Source organism: Nocardia sp. NPDC041819, from assembly GCF_055590505.1.
The window spans coordinates 1,186,641-1,202,085 of sequence record NZ_JBVJAP010000001.1 but is presented as its reverse complement, the minus strand read 5'-3'; the positions used below and the strand labels follow the sequence as shown (position 1 = coordinate 1,202,085).

The window sequence follows — 15,445 nt, the reverse complement described above, 5'->3', positions numbered from 1 at the left end:
CTCCTAGTTGCCGGGGACGGGGCGCGACAGCTCGTCGCCGGTGACGCCGGGCGGTCGGGTCGACCCGTTGTCCGGGATGTCGGGACGTGGCGCATTCGCCGAACCGCGTACCTGCAGGGCGGGATCGCTGGTGACGCAGTAGTTGTAGAGCCGGATCCGGGTGTCGGACATCTTGTCCGTGGGCACGACGGGAATGGTGTCGTACTCGCAGGTGGGGCGCGGCCAGATGTCGACCAGCGTGTAGAAGGCGTTGTCGTGGGCGGGTATGCCCAGCGCCTCCGAGCCGACCCGCAGCGCCGGGAACAGGGCCGAGATGGCCGGTGCGCGCAGCTTGGCGGCCTTGGTGATCGCGACGAAGTTCGTGACCAGGTCGGTGAGGGGGTCCTGGGTGCGGGAGACGAAACCGCCGAGGGTACGGAGCTGGACCGGCCCTTCGTCCAGGAGGTGACGCACCTCTCGGTCGGCCGCGGTCAGCTGCTCGAACAGCACACCGCCCGTGCGCGTGAGTGTCGCGAGGTCCGGCTGCGCATGCGAGGTCGTCTCCGCGATCACCTCGAGGTTCTCGATCAATTGCCGTGTCTGCGGAAGCAGTTCGGTCAACCCGGCCATGGCACGGCTGATGCCCGACACCATGTTCCGCAGTTGGTCGGGACCGCCTGCCAAGGCCTTGTCGAGTTCGTCGACGATGATGGTCAGCCGGTCCGGGTTCATGCCGCCGATGAAGCCGCTGAGGTTGGTGAGCACCGACTGCACCGTCACCGGGACGGTGGTCTGGGAGCGTTCCACCAACGCCCCGTCGGTGAGGTAAGGACCGGTATCGGAGTCCGGGCGGAAGTCCAGGTACTGCTCGCCCGCCGCCGACAACCGGCCGACGGCGACCGTGCCGCCCACCGGGATCTTCGCCGAGGAGTCGATCTCGGCGACGGCCGCGACGCCGCTGCCCGCGACTTTCACCTCGCGCACCTTTCCCACTCTGGTGCCGCGGAAGGTGACGTCGTTGCCTGCCGACAATCCGCCCGACGACTGGAGTTCCACCGTCACCGCGTAGTTGCTCGGCAGGGGATTGATCCGCAGGACTTCCGCGCCGAGGTAGACCGCGCCGAGAACCAGCACCACGACCAATCCCAGGTTGGCGAGCGCGACGCGGTGCCGCACCAGCCACTGCCACAGAGGAGGATTCATCGTTCTCCCCCTTGCCGCGGCTGTTGCGGAGGACTGGTGACCCGTCCGATCACCTTCTCGATGACCTGCGCCAAACTGCCGATGAACGCGGGCACGTCGCCGACCTCGGGCAACCTGCTTCCGCTGGGATCGGTCAAGGCGCCGACACTGAGATAGGACACCGTCGCGGCGACAGCCAAGGCGGGACCGTCCAGGCTCGCCATCAACGACGGGTACAGGGTGTGCAGGCCGTCCAAGGTTCCCCTCAGGTCGTCACCCATCTGGGTGAAACCCGACATCAATCGCTGGATGCTGTCGAAGAGGCTGACGGCTTGGGGGCCGGTGGTCTCGGTGAAGTCGCCGAGCGCGGTCATCGTCGTCGACACTTTGTCGAGCAGGTCGACGATGGACTGGTTGTTCTCGGCGAACAGCGCCAACAACGCCGGAAACGTGTCGGCGGCGGCGCCCAGTTCGGCTTTCCGTCCGGCCAATTCGCCGGTCAGCACGTTGAGGCCGGTCAGGGTGTTGTCGATGTCTCCGGTTCGCTCGTTCAGCGCGGCGATGACGGCGGTCATCTCGCTGATCAAGTGCGCCAGCTGCGTGGCGCGACCGGCGAACATCGAATCCATCTCGGAGGTGATCTTCGCGGCCTGATTGATGCCCCCGCCGTTGATGAGCATCGAGACCGACATCATCAGCTGCTCGACGGACGCGGCAGCCGAGGTGTGCTCCGTGCCGATGATGTCACCGGCGTGCAGATTCGCGCCATCCGCTGCCGCCGCGGGCAATGTCATGGCGACGAAGATGTCTCCGAGCGGCGTCGCCTGACGCAGTTCGGCGGTGGTGCCCCGCGGGAGTTCGATGTCCTCCCTGATCAGCATTTCCACCTCCGCAATGAAGTTGGTCGTGTTGATCGCGGTGACGACTCCGATGTCGGTCCCACCGATCTTCACGTGCGCGTGATCGGGCAGGTTGAGCGCGTCACGGAATGCCGCGCGAATCGTGTAGCCCGGGGCGCCGATGCCGGGTTTGGGCATCGGCAGACTGGACACCGTCACGGTGCAGCCGGTCGCCGTGCTCACCGTCGCGACCAGCGCTGCCGCCATCGCGGTGCGTCGAAGCCCATGCGTGCCGATCATTTCGTGATCCCCAGAAGTGCTGCGGTGAGGCCGAAGTCGGGCCCGAAGTCCTGGATCTTCCCGGTACGGCAGCCGTCGAGGCGCATCTGGATCCGCTCGCAGAACTGCGACACGACTTCGTTGTCGAGCAGGACCTTGTCGGTCAGCGCGTGCAGGCGCAGCGCTTGGTGCTCCCGGCTGACGGAGTTGGACAGGTTCTCGAACAGCAGTGGTCCGACGTCGACGATCTCGGTGAGTCCGCGGGCGTTGGCGCGCATCTGCTCGGTGATCGTCGTGAATCGCTCCAGCGCACCGGCGAGCTGATCGGAGTTCTCGCCCACCAGGCTGCCGGTGTTGGTGACGAACTGGTCCAGCTGTTGCAGTACCGCCTGCAGGCCGGGCGCCTGGTCACCCATCAGCTGCACCAGCTCGGTGAGGCGGCCGCTGAAATCGCGCACGGTCTGGTCGTTCTGGGCGATGATCTGGGTGATCTCGTTGAGTTTGATGATGGTGTTCGAAATCTGGTCCTTGTTGGCGAAGGTCACCTCGAAGGCCGAGGACAGTGCGTCCAATGTCTCGCGCAGTCGGTCGCCGCTGCCGTCCAGGAGCGGGAACAGGACCCGGCTTGCCATGGGGCCGTTCTCGTTGTCACCCTTCAGGGCCGCGCCGAGCTGGTCGAAGTTCTCCAGGATGCGGTCGAGCTCGACCGGTGTCCGAGTCCTGGCCAGCGGGATGTGCGCGCCGTCGGCCAGGATCGGTCCGTCGCCGCCGTAGGCGGGCGCGAGCTCGACATGGCGGTTGGTGATCAGCTGCGGCGACACCAGGGCGGCGATGGCATCGGCCGGGATCTTCGTTCCCTTCTCCAAGCTCATGGTGACCTGGACGTAGCTGCCCTTGGCCGCCACGGTGTCGACCCGGCCGACCGGAACACCCAGCACCGCGACCTCGTTGCCCGCGTAGAGCCCGGCGACATTCTCGAAGTCGGCGCTGATGCGCACGTGCTCGCCGAGGTACTGCCTGGGCAGCGAGGTCAGGCTGTCCGGTATCAGCGCGCAACTCGCGGTGACCAGCGCGGCCACGATCAGCCCGCCGATCTGGGCGAATCGTCGTGTTCTCATCAGTTGCACCCCTGTACGGCTCGAGCGAAACACAGCCAGTTGTCCGGGAAGAACCATGGCGCCCACACGTCGCCGTACGGGCCGTTGCCGACGGCGTTGTTGAACTGCCGCAGGGCGATGGGCATGTTCTCGTAGAGGCGGTCCAGGTTGTCGCGGTTCTTCTCCAGGCCCTCCGACATGGTGTTCAGATCGTGGATCAGTGGCGCGAGCTGCCCGTTGTTCTCCAGACCCATCTGCTGCAGCAATCTCGACAGCGCCGCGACATTGTCGAGCAATTGCCTCAGCAGATCCTGCCGTTGCCGCACGGCATTGCCGATCGCTTCTCCGCGGGTGAGCAACAGCAGCACGCTGTTCTGGTTGTCGGAGACGAGCTGGGACACCTGGTCCATGCTCTTCAGCAGGGAATCCACCTCGTCCCTGCGATCGGTGACGACCTTGGCGAGCGCACCGATACTGTCGAGCGCCTGCACGGCCAGCTGCGGGGTTTCCCCCATCTGCTGATCGACCAGATCCAGCGCCTGACGGAGCTTCTGCGGATCGATGCGCTCGATGCGCTCGAACGAGTTCTTGTATTTCGGGTCCTGGATGACCTTGCTCAGGTTGTAGGGCACCGAGGTGTTCTCGATCCGAATGCGGTTGCCGGGAAGTCCTTTTCCATCGCCCGGCACCAGGTCCACATGCAACCGGCCGAGGATCGTCGACATCTTGATGGCCGCGCGCGCGTCCGGCCCCAAGCGAAGATCGCGGCGGATCTTCAGATCCACCAGGACCTTGGTGCCCTCGAGGCGAACGGAGTGCACCTGGCCGACCTCGATTCCGGATACGTCGACCGTCGCGCCGGGACGGAGACCGGCGGCCTGGGCGAATTCGACGTGGACGGTCTTGTCTCCCAGCCGGGCCTGAGTCAAGACACTCGATCCGATCAGCAGCGCCGCCACCGTGGCCGCCGCGATCAGGCCGAGCCGCAGATATCGATTCCGCAGGAATCCCGGCGCTGGAATGCTTTTGATCATCGGCACACCTCCGAATGCGAGTTGCCGCCCACCTGGGAGAACAGTCCGGGAGGCAACAGCACACCCCACAGAGACACGTCCAGGCTGCACAGGTAGGCGTTTCCGTAGGCGCCGTTGCTGGTGAAGCGGGCGACGCCGTTGAGGACGGCGGGCAGTTCGACCGCGGCGCGATCCAGCGAGGCGCCGTTGAGCAGCAGCAACGCGACACCCGTCGTGGCGTCGTTCTGCGCCTTCGCCAGGCCGGGCTTGACCTGCATGATCAGCCCGGTCAGGGCGTCGGTCGTGTCGGCTACCCGGTCGACCGAGTGCTTGAGACTCTCTCCTTGCGAGTAGAGGGCCTCCACCAGCGCCCTGGCCTGCGTGAGCAGGGTCTCGAGCTCGCCGCTGCGATGCGCGAGACCACCGATCACCGAGCTCAGATTGCCCAGGACCTCCCCCAGGATCTTGTCGCGCTGCCCGAAGGTGCCCGCGAGCTGGGATGCCTGCACGATCAGGTTGCCGAGGGACACCTGATTGCCCTGGAGGGCCTGGATCAACGTTTCGGACAGGGAGTTGACCTGGTCCGGTTGCAGCACGCTGAACAGCGGTTCGAATCCGGACAGGAGCGCGGACACGTCGAACGACGGCTCGGTTCGCTCCAGGGGAATCCGGGTCCCCGGCGCGACCACGGTGCCCGCCTCCTTGCCCGGCGCCAGGGCGATATAGCGCTGCCCGATCAGGTTCTGGTAGCGCACCAGCGCCTTGGTCGTGGTGGTGAGATGCTGGCGTTCATCGATCCGGAAGTCGACCTGGGCGCGGTAGCCGTCGGTGAAATCGATCTTGTCCACGCGGCCGACCCGCACGCCTGCCATGCGTACGTCGTCGCCGACGCGCAGCCCCAGCACATCGGAGAAGATCGCCGAATAGCGATGGGTGTCGCCGTCGACCGACCGCTGCAAGGTGGACCAGATGGTGAAGGTGAGCGCGACGGCGACCACCGCGAACACACTGAATCCCGCGAGGGCCTTGGCTGATTTCATTTACCCGCCCCTTCGTCGTCGGCGGCTACGGAGACCGATCCGCCGGCCAGCACCGGACTCAGCAGCAGGTACTGCGCCACGGTCGGCCGTGCTCCGACGATCGCCGCCACGGCATCGGATCCGCGCAGCGCGATCGGCTTCGCGGTGGTGCCGGGATCCTGCGTGCCGGGCTCCGGCGGTGCGACGGCACTCGGCATCGGCGAGAGACCCGGAATGGACGGCAGACCCGGAATGAAGGGAAGACCGGGAATCGCGGGCAGGCTCGGAAGCACCAGCCCCATGGCACCCAGTGGTGCGGGCGCGGCCGGTACCGGTGCGGGCCCTGCCGCATCGAGCCACTTCGGTATCAATTGCGGCGGGTAGTTCTGCTCCGGCGCCACCTCCGGGACGGAGGCTCCGCCGCAGCGGGGACCGTACTGGTCGCCGTAGTGCGGGCAGTCCTTCGCCGTGTACTGCTGGAAGGGCGTGAACGAGACATCCATCTTCCACACCATCTGTCTGGCCGGGCCGAAGTGGAACGTGGTGGCCAGCCGTTGCAGTGCCACGTTGAGGTTCGCGGCGGTGTAGGGAATGGCTTCCGGATCCTTGGCCAGACCACCGAACAGATCGTCCAGTCCGGCGACGAGGAACTTGCCCGCGTCGGGATTACGCGCGAACAGCGCATTGACCGTTTCGACCGTCGCGTTTCCGGTGGCCAGCAGGTCGATGAGTTTCGCTCGCCGTTCGGCCAGCGTCCGCGCGGTGGTCACCGACTCCGACAGCACCCCGACCAGTTCGGGAGCCGACTGGCTCAATGCGATCGACGCTCGCCCGAGATCCCCGAACAGCGCGTCGACGCCAGGGGTCGCCCTGATCTCGGTCAGCCAGTTGTCCAGGCGCTCTATCGTCGAGCCGGGTACGCGCGCCGAGGGATCCAGCGCCGCCGAGAGGGTGGCCAGCACGCGGCCGAGCTTCTCGGGCTGGATGTTGTCGAGCACGTTGCGCAGCACGTTCAACGTGGTCTGCAACGCCACCGTCTCGCTGCCGGTGTCCTCCGGAATGGTCGCACCGGCGCGCAGCGTCTTCGGTTCCGGCCCGTTGTCGACGAGTTCGATCGCCGTGACGCCGAACAGATTGTTCGGAATCACCCGGGCGGTCACATTCACCGGAATGGTCTCGGCCACACCGGGCTTCAGATCCACGCTCGCCTGCTGCCGGGCGCCACGGGCCACCACGTCCACCGCGGCCACCCGGCCAACGACCATGCCGCGGAACTTGACGTCCGCCCGGCCCGGCAAGCCGTCGCCGGTACTGGTGAGCACGATGGTCACCGGCACCTTGTCCTCGAAGTAGCCGGTGTAGCGCAGCGCCAGCAGGTACAGCAGAACCGCGACCGTGGTCAGCACCGCCAGCCCGGCGAGGGTCAACTGCTTTGCGCTCGGTCCGCGGCCACTGGGGTCCAGAATCATTGTCGGCCTTACCCCGAGATCCGGAATCCGGGATCGATACCCCAGATGGTCAATGTCAGGAAGAGATTGGCGAACACCATCACGACGATCACCATCTTGATGGCACGACCGGCCGCGACCCCGACACCTTCCGGGCCACCGGTGGCGACATAGCCGTAGTAGCACTGGATGAACGTCGACAGCATCACGAACACCACCACTTTGAGCAGGGAGAAGAAGACGTCCGTGCCGATGAGGAACTCGAAGAAGTAGTGATCGTAGGTACCGGCCGCCGTTCCGCCCAGGAACAGCACCGTGATCTTGGTGGCCAGGTAGGCGGTCGCGAGACCGATGCTGTACAGCGGGATGATGGTCAGGGTGGAGGCGATCATGCGCGTGCTGATCAGGTAGGGAAGCGGGCGGATGGCGATGGACTCCAGCGCATCGATTTCCTCGGAGATCCGCATGGAGCCGAGTTGGGCGGTGAATCTGCATCCCGCTTGAATCGCGAAGGCCAAGGTCGCCAGAATGGGCGCGAGTTCCCTGGTGGTGGCGAAGCCGGAGATCGCGCCGGTGAGCGGCGACATCGTGAGGAGGTTCAGCGCCGTGAACGACTCCATGCCGACGATGATCCCGCCGAACGCGCACAAGATGACGACGACGCCGATCGTGCCGCCGCCCACGATGAGCGAGCCGTTGCCCCAGCCGATATCGGCCGTCAGCCGCGTCACCTCACGGCGGTAGTGCCGCAGGACGAACGGGATGGCGGCGAGCGCCTGGAAGAATGTGATGGCCTGGTGCCCCAGGCGCTGATTGGCGTGCACCGGCGCCAGCGCGGCTCGTCCGACGGTGCGCAGCGGTTTCAGCGCCGGGGGTGTGTAGCTGCTCGCCACCCTCACACCACCTTCGCCGGAAACAACGTGTTGTACAGCTGGGTGAGAATGATGTTGGTGGCGAACAGCATCAGCGCGGAACTGACCACCGCCGAGTTCACCGCGTTGGCGACACCGCCTGGACCACCGTGCGCGTGCAGACCGATGTCACAGGCGATCACCGCGGTCAGCACGCCGAAGATCGCGGCCTTCACCAGGGCGATGATCAGGTCGTCCGCCACCGCGAAGGAGGCGAACGAGCTGATGAACGAACCCGGCGTGCCGGATTGGGCGTACACATTGAACATATAGGCGGTCGCGAAGCCGACGAAGACGACGAACCCGCAGAGCAAGACGCTCACCAGTACCGCCGCGGCGAGCCGGGGCGCGACCAGGCGGCGTACCGGGTCGACCCCCATCACCATCATCGCGTCGATCTCTTCCCGGATGGTGCGCGATCCCAGATCGGCACAGATGGCCGAGCCGACCGCACCGGCGACCATCAATGCCGACACCAACGGCGCGCCTTGGCGGATGATGCCCAATCCCGCGACCGCGCCGATGAATGTCGTGGCGCCCACTTGATTCACCAGAGCGCCGACCTGGATGGAGACCACGACGGCGATCGGAATGGCCACGAACACCGTCGGCGCCGCCGACACCCCGGCCATGAACGCGCACTGCTTGATGAACTCCTGGTAGGGAAATCGTCCCCGGACCAGCGAAACGAACAGTTGGACAATCGCTTCGCGGCCGAGCGTGACTTGACGGCCCAGCGTTTCCAGCGAGCGTTGAGGGTGGCGTCGCCACAATCCCGAAGCGCCGGCAACCAACTTCTCGATCTCGCCCGGTTCCAGTGGCGGTGGCTTGTCGGCAGGCGATCGCAGCGAGGCAGTCACTGGTGGCCGTTCCTTTCGATTCTCGTCCGCCGCACCAGCGGCCGCCCCCTCGATGGCGCGGAGCGTGTGAAGTGTTACACACCGCACAGACGTCATACAAGGGATAAGTGATTGACTATTTCTTCCGTGATCCACTACCGCCCCGGGTATCCGCCGGGCCGACGCCCAGTCGAATGACACCGGCCTGAACTGAGCGTATGCCCGACTCATAGGCAGATGCCCACTTCACAGCGGGCCTCCGCGAGACGGTAAGTAATCGTACATTCCTACTAGTCCACCGATGGACCAGGCGGGTGACGCGCTACGCGAGGCCCTCCAACCACCGCTGCAGTAGCACCACCAGTGCGACGAGCACCGCACAGCCGGCCAGGAAGAGGCTGAGCACAGCCACCCACATCCCGGCACGAAGGACGGGATTCACCTTCATCCGCCCACCGAGGATCTTCACCACGATCACGAGAACGTCGATGAGCCACACCACAGCCATCATCAGGTCATGCACACATTCGAGAAGGTGAGCACCGGCCAGCACACGATGGATCCCAGGAACGACATCACCAGGTCGATGCCGTGCATATCGCGGAGATGGCCGGTGTGGGTGAGCGTCCAGATCACCCCCGCCACCCCGTAGGGAACGCCGATGATGATGAGGGTGCCGAGGAACTCGGAGACCTTCATCTCGTAACCGAGTATCCGGTCGAGTCTCTTGAGCATGCGTCGATGCATCCTTTCGCTTCGATCCGCAGCTATGTTAGTCACAATTCTCATTGGAACGGAAGTATTTCCAGCAATCAGGCGCCTAAGTGCCGGATTCGAGCAGGAAATAGGACCTCGACGTCGGCCGATCGCGCCCACTATGTTGATGACGATTCTCCCTAGCAATCGCGCGGTCCGGGCCTCCCGGACAGACGGCCGAAGGGCCTCACCACCGGTGCGGCGTCATCGGTTCCGATGGTTCGAGCCGGACTTCACCCTCCGGCCTTGACCTTGCCCCAGGGGCAAGGTTGGACGGTGGTCGGCATGAACAGCAACACACTGCGCACCGTCGAAACCCGGATCCGCGAACAGGCCGCGGACTTCTGCGCGGCGAACCATGTGCCCGGATTCGTCGCCGGCGTCTACCACGCGGGCGAGCAGATCGTCGTCGCCCACGGCACCGCGAACATCGCCACCGGCGCACCGATGCTCGAAGACACGGGCTTCCTCTTCGGCTCGGTGACCAAGGTCCTGACCACAACGCTGGTCCTCCAGCAGCTCGAGCGCGGACTTCTCGACCTCGGCACGCCGGTGGTGCGTTATCTACCCGAATTCGCCCTGACCGCGCCGGGCGCGGCGGACAAGATCCTGGTGCGGCATCTGATCTCGCACACCAACGGCATCGATGCCGACTTGTTCTTCCCGGATGCCGAAGGACGCGACGCCCTGAAGACCTACGTCGACGGCCTCGCGAGCAATTGCGGCATCCTGTTCGAACCCGGCGAGCAGCTCAGCTACTCCAACGGCGGCATGATCGTGGCGGGCCGCCTGCTGGAAGTGGTGACCGGCCTGTCCTTCCCCGACCTGCTCGAGCGCGACATCTACGCACCCGTCGGCATGGAGAACTCCACGACCTCGGCCGAGCGGGCCATCCTGCGCAGCACCGCTGTCGGCCACTTCCCGGACCCGGACACCATGGCGGCCAGACCCACCGGCATGTTCATGCTGCCCGACACCTGGGGGCCTGCCGGTGGCACGCCGATCGGCACCGTCGCCGACCTGCTCGCCTTCGGGCGCACCCACTCGGCGGGCGGTGTGTCCCCCTCCGGCGCGCGCGTCCTGTCGCCCGAGTCGACCGCGTCGATGCAGCGGGTCGCGCACGACATGGCCACCCCGAACGTCCCGCCCATGGGCCTGGGGTGGGTGCGGTACCCATTCGGTGACACGACCGTCCTGGCGATGTCGGGCGCGTCGCCGGGCGGCGTGTCCATCCTGTGCGTCGTGCCCGAATACGACCTGGTGTTCACCGCTTACGGCAATACACCGGGCGCGATCATGCTGCACGATCAGATCCTGCGATGGCTGCTGAGCGAACATCTGCGCGTCCGGATCCCCGCCCTGATCACCGAATCGGCGCGGGACATCGATCTGACTCCCTACGTGGGTACCTACCGTTCCGATCAGCTGCGCGTCGACGTGAGCGTCGTCGAAGGTCAGCTCGAGGAGCGGGTGACCTACGAACCGGCGGACGAATCGCAGGAGCGGATCTTCACCGAGTTCGCCGGCGGTAGGACCTCCGCCCCTGCGCAGCGCTACGTGCCGATCCGGCCCGGCCTGTTCGCGCCCGCCGGATACCCCATCGAGACGTTCGACGGCTACCTGCGCCTGCTGCTCGTCTCCTACCACGACGTGCGCGACGGCCGAGCGCGTTTCCGCAACGGCGGCGGTCGCCTGACCCGCAGGGTCTGACCGTTCCCGGCGCATCGGCGCCCGGTGGAAGGATGTGGGGCATGATCACGATCGGCCGGCTCGCGAAATACGCCGGAGTGACCATCAAAGCCGTCCGCCACTATCACGAGCGCGGTCTGCTCGCCGAGCCGGACCGCGACTCGTCCGGTTACCGGCGCTACACCGCCCGCGACGCCATAGTTCTGGTGAAGATCAGGATCCTGGCCGATGCGGGCGTGCCGCTCGCCCGGATCAAGGGACTCCTCGCCGCCGATCCGGACGCGCTCACCGCAGTCGTCGCGGAGATCGACCGCAACCTCGAAGACCGCATCGCGCAGTTGCGGCGAACCCGTGACCAACTCGCCCAGTTGCGTGGCGGCGACCGGCTGTTCGTCTCCCCGGAAGCCGCCGAGTATCTCGACGACCTGCGTGCCCTCGGTGTCAGCGAGCGCCAGGTTCAGCTGGAACGCGACGGCTGGATCCTCATGCAAACAGCCGCCCCCGACGACGCCGCCGGGTGGATCACCGAAAAACGCGAGCTGATCGCCGATTCCGGGTTCCGCGCCCTCTATCTCGATCACGACGCCGCCTACGACTGGTCACCGAACGATCCCCGCCTCCCCGGCCTCGCGGCCCGTACCCGGAACTGGTTCGCCGAGTACCACAGCCGATCCGAGAGCCGCCCCGTCGCCGACCCGGCCATGGCCCGATTGGCCGCGCAGTCCCTCCCCGGAGCTTCGTCACCGGCTTGGGACCGCCTCGCCCAGCTCATGAAAGACGAGGCCGGAGTCCGAGGCGGCACATCCGCCCCTCGAGACCGCTGAGGCGGCGGTAACCGCGCGGAGCGATCGAGGTCCCGTCGCGTGCGATCGCCGTTAGGCTGACGCCGACGAGAGCGCCGAAACACCGGTCGCGGTGTCGCGGACCGGCGCTCGTGGTCGGGCGCGGAAGCAGTGAGGTGTGCGGGATGCGGGACAGTCGGTGGCAGCGGGCGGTCGCGGCCGTCGTGTGCGGAGTCGGACTGGCGGCGGGGTCGTCGGTGAGCGCGGCGGCAGACACCGTCGATGACGCCGGTGTCGTGTGGTTGTGCAGGCCGGATCGGGTGGATGATCCCTGCGCGGGGAGTACGGCGACGACCGTGCGCCAGGCGGGCCGACCCGATGTGCGCGAGGACCCGGCGCCTGCCGAGGATCCGGGGGTGGACTGCTTCTATGTGTATCCGACGGTGTCATCGGAGCCGACGCCCAACTCCGATACCGTCGTGACGCCGGAGGTACGGGCAGTCGCCGAGCAGCAGGCGGCCCGATTCTCCCAGGTCTGTCAGGTATTCGCGCCGGTGTACCGGCAGCGGACCCTGACCGCCTTGGCGACGGAGCGGACCTACACCCCCGAGCAGCGCGCGCAGATGTCGCGGATCGCCTACGAAGACGTCCTGCGGGCGTGGCGGCAGTTCCTCGCGGAGCGCGAGAGCGGGCGGCCGGTCGTGCTGATCGGGCATTCGCAGGGCGCGCGCATGCTGCGCCAACTGATCCGCGAGGAGATCGAACCGCAGCAGGCGGTACGAGACCGGATCCTGTCGGCGATCCTGCTGGGTGGCAACGTGGTGGTGCCCGAACACGGTGACGTGGGCGGCGACTTCCGGTATCTGCCGCTGTGCCGCGGCGAGGAGCAGACGCGATGCGTGCTCGCCTGGCAGACCTTCGGCGCGACCCCGCCGCCGGACAGCCGATTCGGCCGCAACCCGATGACCCCGGAGCCGCTGCCACGACCGTACGGCCCCGGCTACGAGATCGCCTGCACCAATCCGGCCTCGTTGAGCCGCAACGAATCTCGTACCGCGGCGACCGTGCTCCGCAGCAATCCGGTGCCCAGCCCGCTCGGCGTCGAAGTGGCGCTTCGCCACGGGCCGTCCGCCGTCGTCGCGCCGACGCCGTGGCTGGTCCCCGCCGAGAAGTACCGGCTCCAGTGCGTGCGCGACGACGCCGCGACGGCGCTGATGGCGACTCCCGAACCGGGCAGCCCCGAGCTGTACCCCGTCCCGGACGCGACCTGGGGTCTGCACCTCACCGACGTGGAGATCGCGCTCGGCGATCTGGTTCGCATCGTGGCGTCCCAGAGCAGCGCCCATCGCGCCGGGCATCGCTGAACGTACGAGCTGCGACCGCCGGCAAACCTCCGGAAGAGCGCGAAAAGCCGTTGCGGGTCGGCGGGGACACCGTTCTGGCGCACACCGTCCGGAGCGACGCCGATCGCCCACCGGCCCTGGTCGCACCGCGTGCCGCCGGACAGGTGCCACAGGCTCGACTCGCAGTCCGTCCTATTCGGGGATTGTCGCTATCGCGTCGATTTCGACGAGTGCGCCGGGGCGGGCGTGTCCCGCGGTGGACACGACCGTGATGGCGGTGCGGTGATCGCCCCACACCGATCGCGACGCCGCGTATCCCACCTGGGCATCGACTCCGTCGACCAGGTAGATGGTGAGTTTGACGACGTGCTCGGGACCGGTGTTCGCGGCGGCGAGCACGGTCAGCACGTTGCGCATCGCCTGGACGGTTTGCGCTTCGATGCCGTCGAGCAGTTCTCCGGTGCTGTCGGTGCCGAGCTGGCCGCCGACATACAGCGTCCGGGCGGCGGGTGCGATCACGCCCTGCGTGAAGGCCGGGTTCCGGTGCAGTTCCTCGGGGTCGAGATGCGTCGTGGTCACGGGTCTCCTCATGGTGGCGGGGCCGGTGTGGGTGTAGAGGTCGCGCAGCAGGCAGACCTCGGACAGGTGGTGGATCAGCTCGCGGTGGATGTGCAGCACCAGGTCGGCCATGGGCAACTCGGGAAAGGGCTCCTTCGCGCCGATCGGCTCCCGGAGGGCGGCCTGTCCAAGACTGCTCACCCCGGCCAGCCAGGTGTCGATCTGGGCCTCGAGCTGGTCGAGCGCGGTGGCCGCGTCGCCTGCGTACTCCCATGTCTCGTACGACGCCGCCTGCGCGCCGAAGTGGGCCGCGTTGCGCGCGGCGAGCACGCCGACGATGACGTGACCGAGTCGCCAGGCGATGGTGGTGAACGGCGCGGGAACCGGCTCGGGAAGGGCGAAGTCGATCGTGAAATCGCCCGCACCGGCCTGCACGGGCGCCGTCGAAGTGCCGCGCGGCCGCACGCTCCAGGCGTCCGGCACCGGCGACCAGAAATACTCGTCGTCGGTGAGGCCCTGGAGCCGGGGCCGGAGCTGCCGGGTCCAGTGGAACTCCCACTGTTCGCGCAACGTCTTGTTCCAGTCGAGTTCGTCTGCGTCCATGCCGCCACCCTGACATGCCCAGCGGACAGAATCGGTCCGCTATTTCTGGCAGGCTGAGCGGCATGGAGGCGGCGAGCGGTGACGAGCGGGGCACGACCGAGCGGGTGCTGACGCTGCTCGGGTTGCTCCAGCAACGCGAGGTCTGGACCGGGCCCGAACTCGCCGACCGGCTCGGCGTCACAGCGCGCACGATCCGGCGCGATGTCGAGCGCTTGCGCACGCTCGGCTACCTGGTGCATGCCGACCAAGGTGTCGGCGGCGGTTACCGGCTCGGCCGGGGGCAGGACCTCCCGCCGCTGCTTCTAGACGACGAGGAAGCGATCGTGACGGCAGTGTCGCTGCTGGTCGGCGCGGGTGGCGCGGTCGCGGGCGCCGATGCCGCCGCACTCCGAGCGCTGGCCAAGCTCGACCGGGTCCTGCCCACCCGGTTGCGGCACGAGGTGCGCGCGCTCTCCGGTGCGGTGGAGTCCTTCGGCGGAGGCCGCGCCCCGGTCGACCCCGGCGTGCTCATGACCCTGGCCAGAGCCTGTCGCGACGAGGTGGAGGCGGGCTTCGACTACCCCGCCGGGAGCGAGATGCGACGGCGGCGGGTGGAGCCCTACCGCCTGGTCGCCTCCGACCGCCGCTGGTACCTGCTGGCCTTCGACCTCGATCGCGACGACTGGCGCAGCTTCCGCGTGGACCGGATGACCGATGTGTGCGCACGGACGTGGCGTTTCCGCCCCCGCACGGCGCCCGAGGCGGCGGCCTACGTGCAGGAAGGGGTGGCGAGCCGGGTCTACCCGCATCGCGCCCGCTTCCTGGTGCACGCCCGCGCCGACACGGTGCGCGCGCAGATCCCCGCGTCGGCGGCGGTGGTGCGACCACGCGGCAGCGAACTCTGTGAAGTGCTCAGCGGCGCCGACGACAGCCTCGACATCGTGCTCGTGCACATGCTCTTGCTGGGGCACGACTTCGAGATCCTCGACCCTCCCGAACTCGGGCGGCGCAGTCGCGCGCTGGCGCAGCGGCTGCTCTCGGCCGGGGCGGCGATCGCACCGCCGCCGGAGGTCGAGGAGTCGTGAACCGGCTCGCGGGGCGCCGCCTGCGCTCTCCGGTCGAACGAGCA

Annotated in this window: 15 protein-coding genes and 1 pseudogene; 4 read left to right on the top strand and 12 right to left on the bottom strand. The window is 67.3% G+C overall.

Annotated features, from left to right (window positions below; genetic code table 11):
- Positions 1-3 precede the first annotated feature (3 nt).
- The 10 genes from ACZ6DL_RS05715 to ACZ6DL_RS05670 all read right to left on the bottom strand — a co-directional run bounded on the left by ACZ6DL_RS05715 (position 4) and on the right by ACZ6DL_RS05670 (position 9,341).
- Positions 4-1,182, bottom strand: a complete 1,179-nt coding sequence (locus ACZ6DL_RS05715) for an MCE family protein (RefSeq protein ID WP_466049215.1) — start codon at positions 1,180-1,182, stop codon at positions 4-6.
- Positions 1,179-2,300, bottom strand: a complete 1,122-nt coding sequence (locus ACZ6DL_RS05710; protein WP_466049214.1) for an MCE family protein — start codon at positions 2,298-2,300, stop codon at positions 1,179-1,181. The genes ACZ6DL_RS05715 and ACZ6DL_RS05710 overlap by 4 nt, the downstream gene beginning before the upstream one ends.
- Complete coding sequence (locus tag ACZ6DL_RS05705) at positions 2,297-3,397, bottom strand: MCE family protein (protein ID WP_466049213.1); 1,101 nt, start codon at positions 3,395-3,397, stop codon at positions 2,297-2,299. The genes ACZ6DL_RS05710 and ACZ6DL_RS05705 overlap by 4 nt, the downstream gene beginning before the upstream one ends.
- Positions 3,397-4,410 (bottom strand): MlaD family protein, encoded by a 1,014-nt coding sequence (locus ACZ6DL_RS05700; RefSeq protein WP_466049211.1) that lies wholly within the window; start codon positions 4,408-4,410, stop codon positions 3,397-3,399. The genes ACZ6DL_RS05705 and ACZ6DL_RS05700 overlap by 1 nt, the downstream gene beginning before the upstream one ends.
- The gene (locus ACZ6DL_RS05695; RefSeq protein ID WP_466049210.1) at positions 4,407-5,429 is read right to left on the bottom strand and encodes an MlaD family protein; all 1,023 of its coding nucleotides are present in this window, start codon (positions 5,427-5,429) and stop codon (positions 4,407-4,409) included. Before ACZ6DL_RS05695 ends, ACZ6DL_RS05700 begins: the two co-directional genes overlap by 4 nt.
- Positions 5,426-6,877: an MlaD family protein gene (locus ACZ6DL_RS05690; protein ID WP_466049208.1), complete on the bottom strand. Its 1,452-nt coding sequence runs from the start codon at positions 6,875-6,877 to the stop codon at positions 5,426-5,428. Before ACZ6DL_RS05690 ends, ACZ6DL_RS05695 begins: the two co-directional genes overlap by 4 nt.
- A gap of 8 nt (positions 6,878-6,885) precedes the next feature.
- Positions 6,886-7,749, bottom strand: coding sequence for an ABC transporter permease (locus ACZ6DL_RS05685; RefSeq protein WP_466049206.1), 864 nt, complete (start codon positions 7,747-7,749; stop codon positions 6,886-6,888).
- A gap of 2 nt (positions 7,750-7,751) precedes the next feature.
- Entirely contained in the window at positions 7,752-8,585 is an 834-nt protein-coding gene (locus ACZ6DL_RS05680) for an MlaE family ABC transporter permease (protein WP_040867357.1), read from the bottom strand.
- A gap of 343 nt (positions 8,586-8,928) precedes the next feature.
- Complete coding sequence (locus ACZ6DL_RS05675) at positions 8,929-9,114, bottom strand: hypothetical protein (protein ID WP_466049205.1); 186 nt, start codon at positions 9,112-9,114, stop codon at positions 8,929-8,931.
- Between the two features lie 2 nt (positions 9,115-9,116).
- Positions 9,117-9,341: a hypothetical protein gene (locus ACZ6DL_RS05670; RefSeq protein WP_040867268.1), complete on the bottom strand. Its 225-nt coding sequence runs from the start codon at positions 9,339-9,341 to the stop codon at positions 9,117-9,119.
- Between the two features lie 306 nt (positions 9,342-9,647).
- On the opposite strand from ACZ6DL_RS05670, the gene ACZ6DL_RS05665 reads away from it, so the two are divergent.
- The 3 genes from ACZ6DL_RS05665 to ACZ6DL_RS05655 all read left to right on the top strand — a co-directional run bounded on the left by ACZ6DL_RS05665 (position 9,648) and on the right by ACZ6DL_RS05655 (position 13,197).
- Positions 9,648-11,072: a serine hydrolase domain-containing protein gene (locus ACZ6DL_RS05665; protein WP_466049203.1), complete on the top strand. Its 1,425-nt coding sequence runs from the start codon at positions 9,648-9,650 to the stop codon at positions 11,070-11,072.
- A gap of 41 nt (positions 11,073-11,113) precedes the next feature.
- Entirely contained in the window at positions 11,114-11,875 is a 762-nt protein-coding gene (locus ACZ6DL_RS05660) for a MerR family transcriptional regulator (protein WP_466049202.1), read from the top strand.
- 143 nt (positions 11,876-12,018) lie between these two features.
- On the top strand, positions 12,019-13,197 hold the full coding sequence (locus tag ACZ6DL_RS05655) for a DUF3089 domain-containing protein (RefSeq protein WP_466049200.1): 1,179 nt from the start codon (positions 12,019-12,021) through the stop codon (positions 13,195-13,197).
- 171 nt (positions 13,198-13,368) lie between these two features.
- Here the strand turns inward: ACZ6DL_RS05655 and ACZ6DL_RS05650 are convergent, their stop codons facing one another.
- Positions 13,369-13,767 (bottom strand): RidA family protein, encoded by a 399-nt coding sequence (locus tag ACZ6DL_RS05650; protein ID WP_084499039.1) that lies wholly within the window; start codon positions 13,765-13,767, stop codon positions 13,369-13,371.
- Positions 13,753-14,337: pseudogene (locus ACZ6DL_RS05645) on the bottom strand (DinB family protein); the annotation flags it as partial. The pseudogene ACZ6DL_RS05645 and the gene ACZ6DL_RS05650, both read right to left, overlap by 15 nt.
- Positions 14,338-14,399: 62 nt before the next feature.
- Between ACZ6DL_RS05645 and ACZ6DL_RS05640 the strand changes: the two are divergent.
- The gene (locus ACZ6DL_RS05640; protein ID WP_466049199.1) at positions 14,400-15,401 is read left to right on the top strand and encodes a helix-turn-helix transcriptional regulator; all 1,002 of its coding nucleotides are present in this window, start codon (positions 14,400-14,402) and stop codon (positions 15,399-15,401) included.
- Positions 15,402-15,445: the final 44 nt, after the last annotated feature.